The organism is Mesorhizobium sp. M7A.F.Ca.CA.004.06.1.1, from assembly GCF_003999135.1.
Lineage (GTDB): Bacteria > Pseudomonadota > Alphaproteobacteria > Rhizobiales > Rhizobiaceae > Mesorhizobium.
Window position 1 is genome coordinate 1 of the sequence record NZ_RZPQ01000053.1, and the last position, 16,215, is coordinate 16,215.

Annotated in this window: 15 protein-coding genes and 1 pseudogene; 10 read left to right on the forward strand and 6 right to left on the reverse strand. The window is 62.5% G+C overall.

The genetic code is table 11. The features are described 5' to 3' along the window. From infB to EN906_RS05895, 7 genes are all read left to right on the forward strand, one after another. A partial coding sequence (gene infB, locus EN906_RS05865) for a translation initiation factor IF-2 (protein ID WP_206529071.1) occupies positions 1-2,109 on the forward strand: 2,109 nt, incomplete at its 5' end. Positions 2,110-2,234: 125 nt separating this feature from the next. Then, positions 2,235-2,675 carry a 30S ribosome-binding factor RbfA gene (rbfA, locus tag EN906_RS05870; RefSeq protein ID WP_127270705.1) on the forward strand — a complete coding sequence of 147 codons (441 nt, stop codon included), beginning with the start codon at positions 2,235-2,237 and terminating at the stop codon, positions 2,673-2,675. Continuing rightward, a complete protein-coding gene (gene truB / locus EN906_RS05875) occupies positions 2,675-3,685 on the forward strand; it encodes a tRNA pseudouridine(55) synthase TruB (protein WP_127375100.1) in 1,011 nt (336 codons plus the stop codon). The genes rbfA and truB overlap by 1 nt, the downstream gene beginning before the upstream one ends. 44 nt (positions 3,686-3,729) lie before the next feature. Continuing rightward, on the forward strand, positions 3,730-4,824 hold the full coding sequence (corA, locus tag EN906_RS05880; protein ID WP_127270701.1) for a magnesium/cobalt transporter CorA: 1,095 nt from the start codon (positions 3,730-3,732) through the stop codon (positions 4,822-4,824). A gap of 140 nt (positions 4,825-4,964) precedes the next feature. Beyond that, complete coding sequence (gene rpsO, locus EN906_RS05885) at positions 4,965-5,276, forward strand: 30S ribosomal protein S15 (RefSeq protein WP_269470859.1); 312 nt, start codon at positions 4,965-4,967, stop codon at positions 5,274-5,276. Between the two features lie 278 nt (positions 5,277-5,554). Then, the gene (gene pnp / locus EN906_RS05890; protein WP_127270698.1) at positions 5,555-7,702 is read left to right on the forward strand and encodes a polyribonucleotide nucleotidyltransferase; all 2,148 of its coding nucleotides are present in this window, start codon (positions 5,555-5,557) and stop codon (positions 7,700-7,702) included. Positions 7,703-7,808: 106 nt separating this feature from the next. Then, positions 7,809-8,828, forward strand: coding sequence for a class I SAM-dependent methyltransferase (locus EN906_RS05895; protein WP_127267919.1), 1,020 nt, complete (start codon positions 7,809-7,811; stop codon positions 8,826-8,828). Positions 8,829-8,843: 15 nt separating this feature from the next. Here EN906_RS05895 and EN906_RS05900 read toward each other — a convergent pair whose 3' ends face one another. The 4 genes from EN906_RS05900 to fabA form a co-directional block, all read right to left on the reverse strand. Beyond that, positions 8,844-10,388 carry a bifunctional diguanylate cyclase/phosphodiesterase gene (locus EN906_RS05900; RefSeq protein WP_127267920.1) on the reverse strand — a complete coding sequence of 515 codons (1,545 nt, stop codon included), beginning with the start codon at positions 10,386-10,388 and terminating at the stop codon, positions 8,844-8,846. Between the two features lie 205 nt (positions 10,389-10,593). After that, positions 10,594-11,406, reverse strand: a complete 813-nt coding sequence (gene fabI, locus EN906_RS05905) for an enoyl-ACP reductase FabI (RefSeq protein ID WP_127267921.1) — start codon at positions 11,404-11,406, stop codon at positions 10,594-10,596. A 13-nt stretch (positions 11,407-11,419) separates the two neighbouring features. Beyond that, complete coding sequence (gene fabB / locus EN906_RS05910; protein WP_127267922.1) at positions 11,420-12,640, reverse strand: beta-ketoacyl-ACP synthase I; 1,221 nt, start codon at positions 12,638-12,640, stop codon at positions 11,420-11,422. 50 nt (positions 12,641-12,690) lie between these two features. Continuing rightward, positions 12,691-13,206 (reverse strand): 3-hydroxyacyl-[acyl-carrier-protein] dehydratase FabA, encoded by a 516-nt coding sequence (gene fabA / locus EN906_RS05915; protein ID WP_013527885.1) that lies wholly within the window; start codon positions 13,204-13,206, stop codon positions 12,691-12,693. Between the two features lie 243 nt (positions 13,207-13,449). Here fabA and irrA point away from each other — a divergent pair, with 243 nt between their 5' ends. Together irrA and EN906_RS05925 are read left to right on the forward strand one after the other, a co-directional pair. After that, positions 13,450-13,881 carry an iron response transcriptional regulator IrrA gene (irrA, locus tag EN906_RS05920; RefSeq protein ID WP_024503471.1) on the forward strand — a complete coding sequence of 144 codons (432 nt, stop codon included), beginning with the start codon at positions 13,450-13,452 and terminating at the stop codon, positions 13,879-13,881. A gap of 19 nt (positions 13,882-13,900) precedes the next feature. After that, positions 13,901-14,065: pseudogene (locus EN906_RS05925) on the forward strand (DUF4260 family protein); the annotation flags it as partial. A 68-nt stretch (positions 14,066-14,133) separates the two neighbouring features. Here the strand turns inward: EN906_RS05925 and EN906_RS05930 are convergent. Beyond that, on the reverse strand, positions 14,134-14,694 hold the full coding sequence (locus EN906_RS05930; protein WP_127267923.1) for an SH3 domain-containing protein: 561 nt from the start codon (positions 14,692-14,694) through the stop codon (positions 14,134-14,136). Between the two features lie 219 nt (positions 14,695-14,913). Between EN906_RS05930 and EN906_RS05935 the strand changes: the two genes are divergently transcribed. After that, positions 14,914-15,915: a D-glycerate dehydrogenase gene (locus EN906_RS05935; protein WP_023811391.1), complete on the forward strand. Its 1,002-nt coding sequence runs from the start codon at positions 14,914-14,916 to the stop codon at positions 15,913-15,915. Positions 15,916-15,948: 33 nt separating this feature from the next. On the opposite strand, the gene EN906_RS05940 is transcribed toward EN906_RS05935, so the two are convergent. Then, on the reverse strand, positions 15,949-16,215 hold a 267-nt coding region (locus EN906_RS05940), incomplete at its 5' end, for a GNAT family N-acetyltransferase (protein ID WP_164777109.1).

The window sequence follows — 16,215 nt, forward strand, 5'->3', positions numbered from 1 at the left end:
ACCTATCTGTTCGCCGGCGAGTACTTTACCGAAGAGGTGCGCCGCCAGATCATCGCCCGCTACGGCGAGAACGCGCTTTACGAAGGCGGCCTCTCCGTCCGCACCACGCTCGATCCGAAGATACAGCTCATTGCCCGCAAATCGATGCAGAACGGGTTGATGAAATACGACACGCTGCGCGGTTATCGCGGGCCGGTAACATCGATCGACGTGTCGGGCGACTGGGGCGTGCCGCTTGGCGCCGTCAAGGGGCTGGAGGATGTTCCCGAATGGTCGCTCGCCGTCGTGCTCGACAGTTCGGCGACCGGGCTGTCGATCGGCCTGCAGCCCGCACGGCAGGCGTCGGGCGAGATCGTCAAGGAGCGCGTCGAAGGCACCGTCAGCAAGGAGGACATGGGTTTTGCCATGCGCCATGTGGTTGCCGGCAAGACCGTCAAGGCCAAGTCGCCGGCGGAGGTGCTGAAGCCGGGCGACGTCATCGATGCCGACACGGCCGAGCTGGTTGCTACCGAATTCGGCCACACGGTCCGCCGCGTCGCCGAGTCCGACATCGAGGAAGGCCTGTTCAACATCGCCGACAATGCCGAGGACCTGGTTTCGCGTCCGCCGGTCGTGACGATCATGGGTCACGTCGATCATGGCAAGACCTCGCTGCTCGACGCGATCCGCAACGCCAATGTCGTCTCCGGCGAAGCCGGCGGCATCACCCAGCATATCGGCGCCTACCAGGTCGAGAAGAACGGTCACAAGATCACCTTCATCGACACGCCCGGCCACGCCGCCTTCACGGCGATGCGTGCTCGTGGCGCCCAGGCGACCGACATTGCCATCCTGGTGGTTGCCGCCGACGACAGCGTCATGCCGCAGACGATCGAATCGATCAGCCATGCCAAGGCGGCCGGCGTTCCGATCATCGTGGCGATCAACAAGATCGACAAGCATGATGCCGATCCGCAGAAAGTGCGCTCCGAACTGCTGCGCCACGAGGTTTTCGTCGAATCCATGGGCGGTGAAGTTCTGGACGTCGAAGTGTCGGCGACCAAGGGCACCAATCTCGACAAGCTGCTCGAGGCGATCCTGCTGCAGGCCGAAATTCTCGACCTGAAGGCCAATCCGGATCGTACCGCCGAGGGTGTCGTCATCGAAGCCCAGCTCGACAAGGGCCGTGGCCCCGTCGCGACCGTGCTGGTGCAGACCGGCACGCTGATGCCGGGCGACATCCTTGTTGCCGGCAACGAATGGGGCCGGGTGCGTGCGCTGGTCAACGATCGTGGCGTGCAGATCAAGGAAGCGCCGCCGGCGATGCCGGTGGAAGTGCTTGGCTTGCAGGGCACACCGCAGGCCGGCGATCGCTTCGCCGTGGTCAACAACGAGGCCCGTGCCCGCGAGATCACCGAATACCGCCAGCGGCTGGCGCGCGAGAAGGCGGTTGCCAAGCATGCCGGCCAGCGCGGTTCGCTTGAGCAGATGATGTCGCAATTGCAGACAAGCGGGCTGAAGGAATTCCCGCTGGTCATCAAGGGCGACGTGCAGGGCTCGATCGAGGCGATCAACGCCGCACTCGACAAACTCGGCACCGACGAAGTGCGTGCGCGCATCGTCCATGCCGGCGCCGGCGCCATCACCGAAAGCGACGTGTCGCTGGCGGAGACTTCGGGTGCCGCGATCATCGGCTTCAACGTCCGCGCCAACGTCCAGGCGCGTGCCGCCGCAGCGGCGGCTGGCATCGAGATCCGCTACTACTCGATCATCTACAACCTCGTGGATGACGTGAAGGCGGCTCTGTCGGGCCTGCTGTCGCCGGAGCGTCGCGAGACCTTCATCGGCAACGCGCAGATCCTCGAGATCTTCGACATCACCAAGGTCGGCAAGATCGCCGGCTGCCGTGTCACCGAAGGCAAGGTCGAGCGTGGCGCGGGTGTGCGCCTGATCCGTGACAACGTCGTCATCCACGAAGGGACGCTGAAGACCCTGAAGCGCTTCAAGGACGAAGTTTCGGAAGTCCCCGGCGGCCAGGAGTGCGGCATGGCCTTCCAGAATTACGAAGACATGCGCGTCGGCGACGTCATCGAGTGCTTCCGCGTCGAGATGGTGACCCGGACACTCTGAGTTCGAGTGACTTGTCCATACCGGGCGGTGGCCGAAAGGCCGCCGCCCGAGGTCTATTGAGAACGACCCATATGAGACATGCGGCACGGTCCCATCCCGCGCCTCACGCTTCAGGATAGAGAAAAATGCCCCGTCCAACCACATCCAGCCCATCCCAGCGCATGCTGCGCGTCGCCGAACAGGTGCGCCATGCGCTGTCCGAAACCCTGCAGCGCGGCGAGATCATCGATCCGCTGATCGAGAACACCGTGGTGTCGGTCTCGGAAGTGCGCATGTCGCCCGATTTGAAGGTCGCTACCGCTTTCGTTTCGCCACTCGGCGCCAAGGATACCGATGCGGTGGTCGAGGCGCTGAACAAGCATGCGAAATTCATCCGTGGCCGTGTCTCCGGCGCGCTGCGGCAGATGAAATTCATGCCGGAGTTTCGCTTCAAGCTCGACACCTCCTTCGACAATTTCGCCAGGATCAACGACCTCTTGAAATCGCCGGAAGTGGCGCGCGATCTGGGTCCTGAGGACCAGCAAAACGCGGACCAGGACAAAGACGACAACAAGGACACCGAATAGTGGCGCGCCGCGGCAAGAAGAAGGGCCGGCCGATCTCGGGCTGGCTGATCCTGGACAAGCCGGTCGGCATGGGCTCGACCGAAGCCGTCTCCAAGATCAAATGGCTGTTCCAGGCGGAAAAAGCCGGCCATGCCGGCACGCTCGATCCGCTGGCGTCCGGCATGCTGCCGATCGCGCTTGGCGAGGCCACCAAGACCGTTCCCTACGTGCAGGACGGCGCCAAGATCTATCGCTTCACCGTCGCATGGGGGCAGGAGCGCTCCACCGATGACCTCGAAGGTCCGGTGTCGAAGGAGTCCGATCTGCGTCCGTCGGAAGCCGAGGTGCTCGCCCTGCTGCCGAAATACACCGGCGTCATCATGCAGACGCCGCCGCAATTCTCGGCCATCAAGATCGCCGGCGAGCGCGCCTATGATCTGGCCCGCGACGGTGCGACGGTCGACATACCCGCGCGAGAGATCGAGATCGGCCGTCTGGACGTTGTCGAGCATGGCGCCGACCATACTGTTTTCGAGGTCGAGTGCGGCAAGGGCACCTATGTGCGTTCGCTGGCCCGCGACATGGGCCGCGACATGGGCTGTTTCGGCCATATCAGCGAATTGCGCCGGGTCGAGGTCGAACCGTTCACCTCGGAGGACTTCGTTACCATCGCCGAGTTGGAAGCTGCCCGTTTCGGCGTGGTGGAGGGAAACGCGGACGCGACTGATATCGCCGACGCTACGGTAGCCGCCGACACGGCAGAGGCTGCCGACAAGGTGGAAGTGCCAATCGACTTCGATGCCATCGATGCGCTCCTGGTCGACACATCGGCTGCCCTCGATTGCCTGCCGCAGATCGCCATCAGCGACGATGCGGCGACCAAGATCCGCCTTGGCAACCCAGTCATCATCCGCAGCCGCGATGCACCGGTGGAAGCCGAGGAAGCCTGCGCCACGGCGCGCGGCAAGCTGGTCGCCATCGGTGCCATCGAGCAAGGCATGTTCAAGCCCAAGCGGGTCTTTGCCGGGTGACGGCTCTCGTCTAACTTCAGTTCGACTCTACGTTCGAGGGGCACATGGCAAAGGCCGAAGCGGTGAACAAACGGGCGCCGGTGAAAACGCGCCGGCCGCCGGTCGGTGCGTCGCCTGGCACGCTGATCGCCGACCCCTCGGCGCGTCGCAGCGAACTCAGGCTGACGCTGATCTCGCCCGAAAAATTCAAGACCATCGAAAATGCCAGCATCGACGACCTCAACACCCATTGCGACAAATGGCCGGTCCTCTGGCTCGACTGCACCGGCCTCGCCAACATCCCGCTGATCGAGGAGATCGGCCGCATTTTCAGCCTGCATCCGCTGGCGCTGGAGGACGTCGTCAACACCGGCCAGCGGCCGAAGGTCGACTTCTTCGAGGACCATGCCTTCGTCGTCGTCAGGATGATCGACGACGTCACCTCGCATCGCTATGAGCAGATCGCCGTCTTCTTCGGCAGCAACTTCGTCGTTACCTTCCAGGAGCGGGAAGGCGATCCGTTCGATCCGGTGCGCAAGCGCATCGAAAGTTCGGCGCCCAACCGGCTGCGCGCCCGCGGCGCCGATTACCTCGCCTATGCGCTGATCGATGCCATCGTCGACAGCTATTTTCCGCCGATCGAGGCCGCCGGCGACACGGTCGACAGCATCGAGGACGAGATGCTGCATTCGCCGCACAAGCATCAGATGCGGCAACTGCATGAATTGCGGCGCGACGCCAACGTGCTGAAAGGCGTGCTTTGGCCAATGCGCGATGCGCTGGCGACGCTGATCCGCAACGATGTGCCCTATGTGAAGGCCGAGACCAAGATCTTCCTCAACGACACGCTCGACCATGCGCTGCGGCTGATCGAACTGGTCGAAACCCAGCGCGACATGCTGACCGGCCTGATCGAAATGCACCTGTCGCTGAGCCAGGCGCGCACCAACGACGTCATCAGCTATCTCACCATCGTATCGGTCATCTTCATGCCGCTCACCTTCCTGGTCGGCATCTGGGGCATGAATTTCGACCCGGAGTCTTCGCCCTGGAACATGCCGGAACTGAAGGCCTATTATGGCTATCCCTTGTCGCTGCTGTTCATGGCGCTTGTCGCGTTCGGGCTGATCGCCTTCTTCAAATGGAAGAAATGGCTTTGACAAGGATAAACCTGCCATTTTGGGCCTGAAAAGCCGGCTGGTGAATTGGGCTGGTGTTTTCCGGGGAATTGCACTATATGCGCCGCAGCATAGCGCTGTGACGCTTTGCTTGCACCGGCCCCTGCTGGACGACATCCCGGCTGAGGGCGACCCGTTTCCTCAAACAGATAAGGAAAAACACGATGTCGATTACTGCCGAGCGCAAACAGGAATTGATGGGTGAATTCGCAACCGCCAAGGGCGATACCGGGTCTCCGGAAGTCCAGGTGGCCATCCTTTCCGAGCGCATCAAGAACCTGACCGACCATTTCAAGGACCACAAGAAGGATAACCATTCCCGCCGTGGTCTGCTTGCTCTCGTCTCCCAGCGCCGCAGCCTGCTTGATTATCTCAAGCGCAAGGACGACGCGCGCTACCAGACGCTGATCGAGAAGCTCGGTCTGCGTCGTTGACGAATTGACCGGCGGGCTTTCGAAGGAGAGCCCGCCGGTCGCGCATTCTGCCAGTCGTATCGACTGGCCAGACCCGGTTTCGATCGTGCAGAGGGCACTCGAAACCGCCCATGGACGGTCATGGGGCAGGATTGCAGGACGCTCGCGCGCGCTCGCCGCGCCGAAATTACCCGAGCTTCCCGTTGTCTTGCCCGTGGCTGCCCGAGAAAGGAAGCCAGGGAAAGGGCATCCGCGCACCGTGAAACGGCGCGGCCCTTTCCTCATATTAAGGACAAGACATGTTCAATCACCACAAAGTGGAAATCGAATGGGGCGGCCGTCCGCTCATCCTCGAAACCGGCAAGATCGCACGCCAGGCTGACGGCGCGGTGCTCGCCACCTACGGCGAGACCAAGGTTCTCGCCACCGTTGTTTCGATGAAGGAGCCGAAGCCCGGCCTCGATTTCTTCCCGCTGACCGTCAACTACCAGGAAAAGACTTACGCCGCCGGCAAGATCCCGGGTGGCTATTTCAAGCGTGAAGGCCGTCCGAGCGAGAAGGAAACGCTGGTTTCCCGCCTCATCGACCGCCCGATCCGCCCGCTCTTCGCCTCCGGCTACAAGAACGACACGCAGATCGTCGTCACCGTCGTCCAACATGACCTCGAGAACGATCCCGACATCCTGTCGATCGTGGCCACCTCGGCTGCCCTGACGCTCTCGGGCGTGCCCTTCATGGGCCCGATCGGCGGCGCCCGCGTTGGCTATATCAACGGCGAATACGTGCTCAACCCGCATGTCGACGAGATGCAGGAATCGAAGCTCGACCTGATCGTCGCCGGCACCACCGACGCCGTGCTGATGGTTGAGTCCGAGGCCAAGGAATTGGGCGAAGAGCTGATGCTCGGCGCCGTCATGTTCGGCCACAAGGGTTTCCAGCCGGTCATCGACGCCATCATCAAGCTGGCCGAAGTCGCCGCCAAGGAGCCGCGCGACTTCACCGCGCCGGACTATTCCGCGCTTGAAGCCGAGATGCTGAAGATCGTCGGCGACGAACTCAGCAATGCCTACAAGAACGTCGACAAGCAGAAGCGCTACGCCGCCGTCGACGCCGTCAAGGCGAAGGTCAAGGCAGCGTTCGCCCCGGTCGAAGGCGAAGATGCCAAGTACACCTCCGAGCAGATCGGTTCGGTTTTCAAGGAACTCCAGGCCAAGGTCGTGCGCTGGAACATTCTCGACACCGGCTCGCGCATCGATGGCCGTGACCTGAAGACAGTCCGCAAGATCGTCTCTGAAGTCGGCGTCCTGCCACGCACCCACGGTTCGGCGCTGTTCACCCGCGGCGAGACCCAGGCGCTGGTCGTTGCAACGCTCGGCACCGGCGAGGACGAGCAGTATGTCGATTCCCTGACCGGCATGTACAAGGAGAAGTTCCTCCTTCACTACAACTTCCCTCCCTACTCGGTCGGCGAGACCGGCCGCATGGGTTCGCCGGGTCGCCGCGAAATCGGCCACGGCAAGCTTGCCTGGCGCGCCATTCGCCCGATGCTGCCGAGTGCCGACCAGTTCCCCTACACGCTGCGCGTCGTCTCGGAGATCACCGAGTCCAACGGTTCGTCGTCGATGGCCACCGTCTGCGGCACCTCTCTGGCGCTGATGGATGCCGGCGTGCCGCTGGCCAAGCCCGTCGCCGGTATTGCCATGGGCCTGATCAAGGAGGGCGAGCGTTTCGCCGTTCTGTCCGACATCCTTGGTGATGAGGATCACCTCGGCGATATGGACTTCAAGGTCGCCGGCACCGCCAACGGCATCACCTCGTTGCAGATGGATATCAAGATCGAAGGCATCACCGAGGAGATCATGAAGATCGCGCTGGACCAGGCCAAGGATGGCCGCCAGCACATCCTCGGCGAGATGGCGCATGCTCTGACCGGCGCGCGTTCGGAACTCGGTGAGTTCGCACCGCGCATCGAAGTGATGCACATCCCGACCGACAAGATCCGTGACGTGATCGGCTCGGGCGGCAAGGTGATCCGCGAGATCGTCGAAAAGACCGGCGCCAAGATCAACATCGAGGACGACGGCACGGTCAAGATCGCTTCGTCCAACGCCAAGGAGATCGAGGCGGCGAAGAAGTGGATCCACACCATCGTCGCCGAGCCGGAAGTCGGCGAGATCTACGAAGGTACGGTCGTCAAGACCGCGGATTTCGGCGCTTTCGTCAACTTCTTCGGTCCGCGTGACGGCCTCGTCCACATCTCGCAGCTTGCCAACGACCGGGTCGCCAAGACCTCGGACGTGGTCAAGGAAGGCGACAAGGTCTGGGTCAAGCTGATGGGCTTCGACGAGCGCGGCAAGGTCCGCCTGTCGATGAAGGTCGTTGACCAGGCCACCGGCAAGGAACTCGCCCGCGACAAGAAGAGCGAAGGCGAAGAAAACGCCGCCTGAACGTCTTGAGTTCATGAATTGAAGCGGGCGCGGCTTATGTCGCGCCCGTTTTCATTTCAGCCCCGGTTTTCACTTTCAAATAGCCCAGACAAGTCGAGATCGAACGATGTCCGCCGAGCCGTTGAAGACGCTTTTCCATCCCTTCGAGGCCGAGGCTGTTGCTTTGCCGGGAAAGGGCGAGCGCGTGCTGTTTCTCGGCGCTGAGCCGGGTTTTCGCCTGCCTGAAGGCTTCGAGGCGACGCTTCACCTCGTGCAGGGCTTCCGGCCGCATTTTAGCGCGCTGCAGGCGTCTGGCTGCGCCGTCACCGCGCAAGTGGAAGGCGATGGCTTCGATATGGCACTTGTGCTTGCCGGCCGGCATCGGGGTCTGAACGAAGTGCGCCTCGCGGAGGCGCTTGAGCGTGTGGCGCCGGGCGGCTTGGTCGTCGTTGGCGGCGGCAAGGACGATGGCATTGCCAGCCTGCGCAAGCGGGTCGGCGAACTTGTCCCCCTCGAGGGCCATCTGCCGAAATATCACGGCATCGCCTTCTGGTTACGCCGTCCCGCCGACCTCGCCGCCGCGGAGGAACTGCGCGCCGCCAATCCCGCTCTGCTGGTTGAAAACCGGTTCCGCACCGCGCCCGGCATGTTTTCCTTCGACCGGATCGATACCGGCTCGAAATTGCTGGTCGAGAACCTGCCCAATGATCTGCGTGGCAACATTGCCGATTTCTGCGCCGGCTGGGGGTATCTGGCTGCCGAGATCGCCGTCCGCTCACCCGGCATTTCAGCGCTCGACCTCTATGAGGCCGATTTCGCCTCGCTCGAAGCCGCAAAGCTCCATCTGGCAGGGGTCGGCCAGTCGATCGCCAGGAATTTCTTCTGGATCGATCTGCTGAAGGAACCGGTCGAGAAGCGCTACGACGCGATCGCCATGAACCCGCCCTTTCACCGCAGCCGGGCGGCCGAGCCGGAGATCGGCGCCGGCATGATCCGCGCGGCGGCCAAGGCCTTGAAACCAGGTGGTCGGCTGTTCATGGTCGCCAACCGCCAGCTTCCCTATGAGCCGATCCTGGCGGCCGCTTTTTCGAGCCATGCCGAACTCGCCCGCGACGGCATGTTCAAGGTGCTTGTCGCTCGTCGTTGATACAATGCACCGCGTTCAATGCAGATTGGCGACGCGTCGGACCTCATCGGTGACATGCACGTCGCCGACCCTGATCTTGAGGGGGGCCGGCCTGCCGTACAGGTAGCCTTGCACCACCTCGCAGCCGGCTGCCCTGAGCAGCGTCGCCTGGCTTTCGGTCTCGACGCCTTCGGCAATGATGCTGACGCCGAGCGCGCGCGAAAGCCCGACGATCGTCGAGACGACCGCGCCGGAGCTGGAGTCGGTGTCGAGGCGGCTGACGAAGGACCGGTCGATCTTCAGCTTGCCGAATGAGAAATCGATCAAATAGCTCAAATTGGAATAGCCGGTACCGAAATCGTCGACGGCGACCGAGATGCCCATATCCGCAAGCTCCTTCAGGATGGCGGCGGCGCGGTCGCGGTCCTGCATCATCGCCGTCTCGGTCACTTCCAGCTCCAGCCGCGACGGCTTGATGCCGGTGCTCGTCATGGCGTCGTGCACGATGCCGACGAAGTCCTTGGTCATGAACTGGACGGGCGAGATGTTGACGGCGACGAAGCAATCGTCGGGCAGATGCCGGGCGTCGCTGCAGGCTTTGCGCAGCACCCATTCGCCGATCGGGCCGATCATGCCGGTTTCCTCGGCGATCGGAATGAACTCCATAGGCGGGATCATGCCGCGTTCCGGATGCCGCCAGCGGATAAGCGCTTCATACCCGACGATGCGGCCGGTCGGGAGATCGAGCTGCGGCTGGTAATGAAGGTCGAAGTCACCACGTTCGAAGGCTATGTGCAGTTCGGATTCGATCCATTGGCGATGGTCGGCGACCCTGCCCATTTCGGCATGGAAGACCGACCAGTTGCCGACGCCGCTGGCGCGCGCGTTCTGCAGCGCCAGATTAGAGCGGCGCAGGATGAGGACCGGATCGACGCCGTCCTTTGGCATCGCCACGATGCCGACCGACAGGCTGACCGATTGCAGGTGCGTACCGAGATCATAGGGCTCCATCATCTCGTCGATGAGCCTCTCTATGGTGCTTTCCAAGGACCCCGAGACTTGATTGTCGGGCAGCAGGATCGCGAATTCACCGGCGCCGATGCGTCCGATCAGCGCGCGCGGTGGCACGCACGTCTTCAAGCGCTTGGTGAAGGCGCGGATCAACTCGTCGCCCTGGCTGTAGCCGATGGCGTCATTGATCTGCTTGAAGCGGTCGATGTCGATATCGATGAGGAACATCGGCTCGCCGGTCCGGCTGGTCGCGCATGCCGCCTCGGCAATCTTGCCGACCATCGCCGGGCGTGCCACCAGGCCGGTCAGCTTGTCGAAATGGGTTTCCGTGAAGACGAAATCCGCTGATTCATCGACGCCGGCGAAGAAGGACATCGCGGCGACCGACGCCGCCAGTGCGCAAAGAGCGGCCATCACCGAGACCATCATGTCCGCGGAGATGCCGGCAAAACCATCGCCGAGACCGAGCTTCAGGCCCCAGAGCCCGAGGACGAAACTGCCGAGACCCGAACTCGCTATGGTGAGCAGTCGGAACACCGGTGTTCGCTTCGGGTGGCTGACGGCGAGCATTGAAAGTTCCCCTGAGTACGGGGCTTTCTAGCGGATATCTCCTTAAAATGAGTTTCCGCGAATGAATCCAATTTTATTGGACCGAAAGTATTTCTTGAGCGGATCAACGCGCCTGGCGCTGAAACGGATTCAACTGGCGCGCCTAAGCTTCGTGTCTTCAAATGTCGCCATTTTAAAACCGCCGCGCATCTTTGGGCGGCAGGCGTTAGTCTCGTGCGCCGTCGGTCTGCTTCAATTCGTCGAGCGTCGGCATGGAAACGATGTGATAGCCGGAATCGACATAGTGGATTTCGCCGGTAACCCCGGAAGACAGATCCGACAACAGATAAAGTGCCGAGCCACCGACCTCGTCGATGGTCACCGTGCGGCGCAGCGGCGAGTTTCGCTGCTGGTAGGAGAACATGTGGCGCGCATCGGAAATGCCGGCGCCGGCGAGCGTGCGCACCGGTCCAGCCGAAATGGCGTTCACCCTGATGGCGCGCGGACCGTAGTCGTTCGCAAGATACCGGACACTCGCCTCCAGCCCTGCCTTGGCGACGCCCATGACATTGTAGTTCGGCATGACGCGGACCGACCCCGCATAGGTCAGCGTGATCATCGATCCGCCGTCCTTCATCAAGGTGGCCGCATGGCGGGCGACCTCAGTGAAGGAGTAGCAGGAGATCACCATGGTGCGGACGAAATTGTCCCGGCTGGTGTCGGCGTAGAGGCCTTTCAGCTCGTTCTTGTCGGAAAAGCCAATGGCGTGGACGACGAAATCCAGCCCGCCCCATTCCTTGCCCAGAGTCTCGAACGTGGCCGCGACAGAGGCGCTGTCCTCGACGTCGCACGGCACGACCAGCGAGGCGCCGAGCTTGTCGGCCAGCGGCCTGACCCGGCGTCCGAAGGCATCACCCTGATAGGTGAAGGCGAGTTCCGCGCCATGTTCGGATAATTTCCGGGCGATGCCCCAGGCGATCGAATGATCGTTGGCGACACCCATGACAAGCCCGCGCTTGCCCTTCATCAATCCGTCCATGGCCGGCAAATCCTTATGCGGAATAGCGCTGGAAAACGAGCGTGGCGTTGGTGCCGCCGAAGCCGAACGAATTGGACAAGACAGTGTCGATCCTGGCGTCGTCGATGCGCTTTCGCACGATCGGCATGCCCTCGAATTCGGGGTCGAGGGTCTCGATATGGGCGCTTTCGCCGATGAAGCCGCCCTGCATCATCAGGATCGAATAGATGGATTCCTGCACGCCGGCCGCGCCCAGCGAATGGCCGGTCAGCGACTTCGTCGAGGTGATATACGGCATCTCTGGGCCGAACACCTCGCGGATCGCTCCCATTTCCTTGGAATCTCCCACCGGCGTCGAGGTACCATGGGTGTTGATGTAGTCGACCGGTGTGGAAACCGTGGCCAGCGCCTGGCGCATGCAGCGGACTGCGCCCTCGCCTGAAGGGGCAACCATGTCGTGACCATCCGACGTCGCGCCATAGCCAACGATCTCGGCATAGATTTTCGCGCCGCGCGCTTTGGCATGCTCAAGCTCTTCCAGCACCAGCACCCCGGCGCCGCCGGCGATGACGAAGCCGTCGCGATTGGCGTCATAGGCGCGGGAAGCGGTCGATGCGTTGTCGTTGAATTTCGACGACATGGCGCCCATGGCGTCGAACAGGTCCGACATCGTCCAGTCGAGATCCTCGTGGCCGCCGGCAAAGATGATGTCCTGCTTGCCCCACTGGATCAATTCATAGCCATTGCCGATGCAATGCGCCGAGGTCGAACAGGCCGACGAGATCGAGTAGTTGACGCCGTGGATCTTGAACCAGGTGGCAAGCGTCGCCGATGCGGTCGACGACATTGCCTTCGGCACCGCGAACGGACCGATGCGCTTGGGACTGCCGTTCTTCAGCGTCGTTTCGGCAGCTTCGACGATGGTGCGGGTGGATGGTCCGCCCGATCCCATGACGATGCCGGTGCGCTCATTGGTGATGTCGCTCTCGCCGAGGCCCGCATCCGCGATCGCCTGATCCATGGCGACATGGTTCCAGGCAGCCCCCTGGCTCAGGAAGCGCATCGCACGGCGGTCGATCATGGCCGATGGATCGAGCGTCGGCGCTCCCCAGACCTGGCAGCGGAAGCCGTGTTCGGCGAAGGAATCGGAGAAGCTGATGCCGGATCTGGCGTCATGCAGAGAGGTCTGCACCTCGTTGGCATTGTTGCCGATCGACGACACAATGCCGATGCCTGTGACTACGACACGTCTCATTCGCAACTCCTTCCAGGGGTGCTGGCCAGAGGGCTGGCCAGGGATGCCGGTCAGCCAACCGCCGACTGCTTGGACAGACCGACTTTCAAATCCGTTGCCGCGTATATGGGTTCGCCATCCGCCTTCAGCCAGCCATCGGCGATGCCGAGCACCAGCCGGCCCCGCATCACGCGCTTGAAGTCGATGCCATATTCGACCTTCTTCACCGAGGGCGTGACCATGCCCTTGAATTTCACTTCACCGGTCGACAGCGCCATCCCCTTGCCGGGTTCGCCCAGCCAGCCAAGATAGAAGCCCGTCAATTGCCACATGGCGTCGAGGCCGAGGCACCCCGGCATGATCGGATTGCCGATGAAATGGCAGGCAAAGAACCACAGGTCCGGCTTTATGTCGAACTCCGCGCGGATGAAACCCTTCTCGAAGGCGCCGCCCGTCTCGCTGATCTCGGTGATGCGGTCGAACATCAGCATCGGCGGATAGGGAAGCTGGGCGTTGCCCGGTCCGAACAGTTCGCCGCGGGCGCAGGCCAGCAATTCGTCGTACTCGTAGCTGGATTTACCCGCCATCAATCTCATCCCCATATCGTTCCGGGCTATCGGGTGCCCTTGTCGTTGGTTTCCTAACACAATCTGTTTCAGGCCGGAAACCGGCGTTTGCGCTTAGCCTGCTCGTCTGCCTGGGTCAATGCGCGCTATTGATCGCATTCGGACGACAGAATATATGTCCTGAGAGGTCCGGTTTCGGCAGACGTTCATTTTTTTGCCATTCTGGGCGTGTCTTGGGGCGGAACTGTGGGGTTCGACGAGAAGATGGACCTGGACGGCCGGAAGGAAAATGTCGCTGTGGACAAGCGGGTCCGTGAAGCTGGCCTGAGGCCGACGCGTCAGCGCATTGCGCTGGCCGATCTGCTTTTCGCCAAGGGCGACCGGCATCTGTCGGCCGAGGAACTGCACGAGGAGGCGGTTGCCGCCGGCGTGCCGGTGTCGCTGGCCACCGTCTACAATGCCCTTCACCAGTTTACCCAGGCGGGACTTTTGCGCATCCTCGCCGTGGAGGGCGCGAAAACCTATTTCGACACCAACACCTCCGACCACCACCATTTCTACATCGAAGGCGAAAACCGCATATTCGACATCGACAGTGGTCCGGTGACGGTCGCCAACCTGCCGGAGCCGCCGGAAGGGATGGAGATCGCCAATGTCGATATCGTGGTGAGGCTGCGCCCCAAACGCCGCGAATGACCGGCGAGGCCCCCTTACCGTGCCCGTGCTGTTGTTGCTCGGCGGGCACATGTGGGGCAATGCGGCCGCGATGGCGGTTGCGCTGATCTGGATCGCGCACATCGCCATCGACCGTGCGCTGGCCTATGGCCTGAAGCTGCCAACCGGCTTTCAGGACACCCATCTCGGCCGTATCGGGCGCTAGGCTGACCTGAATTTCAACACACCCAAACCGGGCCGTGAAGGATCGGGGTTAAGATTCTGGGTCAAGAATCAGTCCTTGACCCGTTCGCCGGGATAGGCGCCCCAGACGATCGACTGGGCAAGCCAGCCTGTGTGGCCATCGAATGTCATTTCGCACCACTGGCCGTCGCAGGATTTGATCGTGCCCATGACGCCCGGCTCGACCATCGCGACCACCCTTGCGTCCTTGTTGGGGCTGTTGAGAAGGTTGATCTGGGCACCCTTGCCGCGCTGCCACGGAGCAACGATTGCCGTGCGCCGGCCGGACAGCAGCGACTGGTTGATCCAGCCTTCCGAACCATCGGCATCGCGCACGCGGCGCCATGTGTCGAATTCCTGGATGATCTCCATCGGCAGGCCGGCCTTCATATACATCCAGTCGACCGAGTAGTTGGCCCCGGGACCGACGCGCGAGTTGACGCGGCCGGATTTCAGGCTGACGAAGCGCGGCAGCGGCAGGCCACTCGGACCAAGCGTGACGACGCCCTGGGCAGGTGCAGCGGCACTCTGCGCCACGGCAAGCGGAGAATAAAGCAGAGCGCCGAGAAATGCTGCGCTGAGGGTCAGGCGAAGCGACGCGAAACCAGACACTTTCATTCCTTTCGGCGCTTGCCCATCGGCCTCGGCGCCCCTTTTTCTTTGTCTTCGGCGGCACCGCTTGTTACAGGGAGTAATCGGCACCGCGACCGGCTTTCAGTTTCGCCGGTCTTGGTTAAAGAGGTCTCAACGAGATCGGGTTAGAAGCAATTCCAGCAAAAGTGTGATGCGGTTTTGCGTTCGGAATTGCGGCAAGTACTCGGGAGGGAAACAATGGCAGGCAAAAAGAAGCCTCTCGTCGTCATCACGCGAAAGCTGCCCGACCCGGTCGAGACCCGCATGCGCGAGTTGTTCGACGCAAGGCTGAATGTCGAGGACCGGCCGATGACGCAGCCGGAACTGGTCGCGGCAGTCAAGGAGGCCGACGTGCTGGTGCCGACGGTAACCGACCAGATCGACGCCGCACTGATCGCCCAGGCCGGCGACAACCTCAAGCTGATCGCCAACTTCGGCAATGGCGTCGACAAGATCGATGTCGCGGCCGCGGCCAAGAGGGGCATCACCGTCACCAACACGCCGAATGTCCTGACCGAGGACACCGCCGACATGACCATGGCGCTGATGCTGGCGGTGCCGCGGCGGCTGGCGGAAGGCGCCAATGTGCTCACCGGTGACAAGAAATGGGCCGGCTGGTCTCCGACCTGGATGCTGGGCCGGCGCATCTGGGGCAAGCGGCTCGGCATTGTCGGCATGGGGCGAATCGGCACCGCCGTCGCCAGACGGGCCAAGGCCTTCGGCCTGTCGATCCACTACCACAACCGCCACCGCGTGCTGCCGGCCGTGGAGGACGGGCTGGAGGCGACGTATTGGGAAAGCCTCGACCAGATGCTGGCCCGCATGGATATCATCTCGGTCAACTGTCCCTCGACGCCGGCAACCTTCCATCTGCTTTCAGCGCGGCGGCTGGCGCTGCTGCAGCCCACCGCATATGTCGTCAACACCGCGCGCGGCGACATCATCGACGAGGAAGCGCTGGTCAAGCTGATTCAGGACGGCAAGATCGCCGGGGCCGGCCTCGACGTCTACGAGCATGAGCCGGCTTTGAACAGCAAGCTGCTGAAGCTCGCCGCCAAGAACAAGGTCGTGCTTTTGCCGCATATGGGCTCGGCGACGCTCGAGGGCCGCATCGATATGGGCGAGAAGGTCATCATCAATATCCGTGCCTTCGTCGACGGCCACCGCCCGCCGGATCGGGTGCTGCCGCTCAGGACCTGACGCTGTCGCGGCCCACAAACCGTAAGATAAACCTTACGAGATAGCTTTGCGCATGGTGATCGAGGTCGGCCTGGCATAGCCCTCATGCGCCGTCCGTTCAGTTTCGCGAAAGCCGAGGCGAGCAAAGGCTTCATGATTCCCGGTCAGCTCGATCCGCGTCTGAAGCGCGACGGCGGCCTTGCCGCGGCTACGGGCAAGGTCTTCGACTGCCTGCATCAGCCGCCGGCCAATGCCTTGTCCCTGGCGGTCCGGCGCGACCGCGAACTTGCCGACATAAAGGTCCGCCGCCCTCTCAAGGGC

Excerpts from the sequence above, each read along its gene's own strand:
- rbfA (WP_127270705.1), top strand. The coding sequence starts at position 2,235 with ATGCCCCGTCCAACCACATCCAGCCCATCCCAGCGCATGCTGCGCGTC.
- corA (WP_127270701.1), top strand. The coding sequence starts at position 3,730 with ATGGCAAAGGCCGAAGCGGTGAACAAACGGGCGCCGGTGAAAACGCGC.
- pnp (WP_127270698.1), top strand. The coding sequence starts at position 5,555 with ATGTTCAATCACCACAAAGTGGAAATCGAATGGGGCGGCCGTCCGCTC.
- EN906_RS05895 (WP_127267919.1), top strand. The coding sequence starts at position 7,809 with ATGTCCGCCGAGCCGTTGAAGACGCTTTTCCATCCCTTCGAGGCCGAG.
- EN906_RS05900 (WP_127267920.1), bottom strand. The coding sequence starts at position 10,388 with ATGCTCGCCGTCAGCCACCCGAAGCGAACACCGGTGTTCCGACTGCTC.
- fabI (WP_127267921.1), bottom strand. The coding sequence starts at position 11,406 with ATGGACGGATTGATGAAGGGCAAGCGCGGGCTTGTCATGGGTGTCGCC.
- fabB (WP_127267922.1), bottom strand. The coding sequence starts at position 12,640 with ATGAGACGTGTCGTAGTCACAGGCATCGGCATTGTGTCGTCGATCGGC.
- fabA (WP_013527885.1), bottom strand. The coding sequence starts at position 13,206 with ATGGCGGGTAAATCCAGCTACGAGTACGACGAATTGCTGGCCTGCGCC.
- irrA (WP_024503471.1), top strand. The coding sequence starts at position 13,450 with ATGGACCTGGACGGCCGGAAGGAAAATGTCGCTGTGGACAAGCGGGTC.
- EN906_RS05935 (WP_023811391.1), top strand. The coding sequence starts at position 14,914 with ATGGCAGGCAAAAAGAAGCCTCTCGTCGTCATCACGCGAAAGCTGCCC.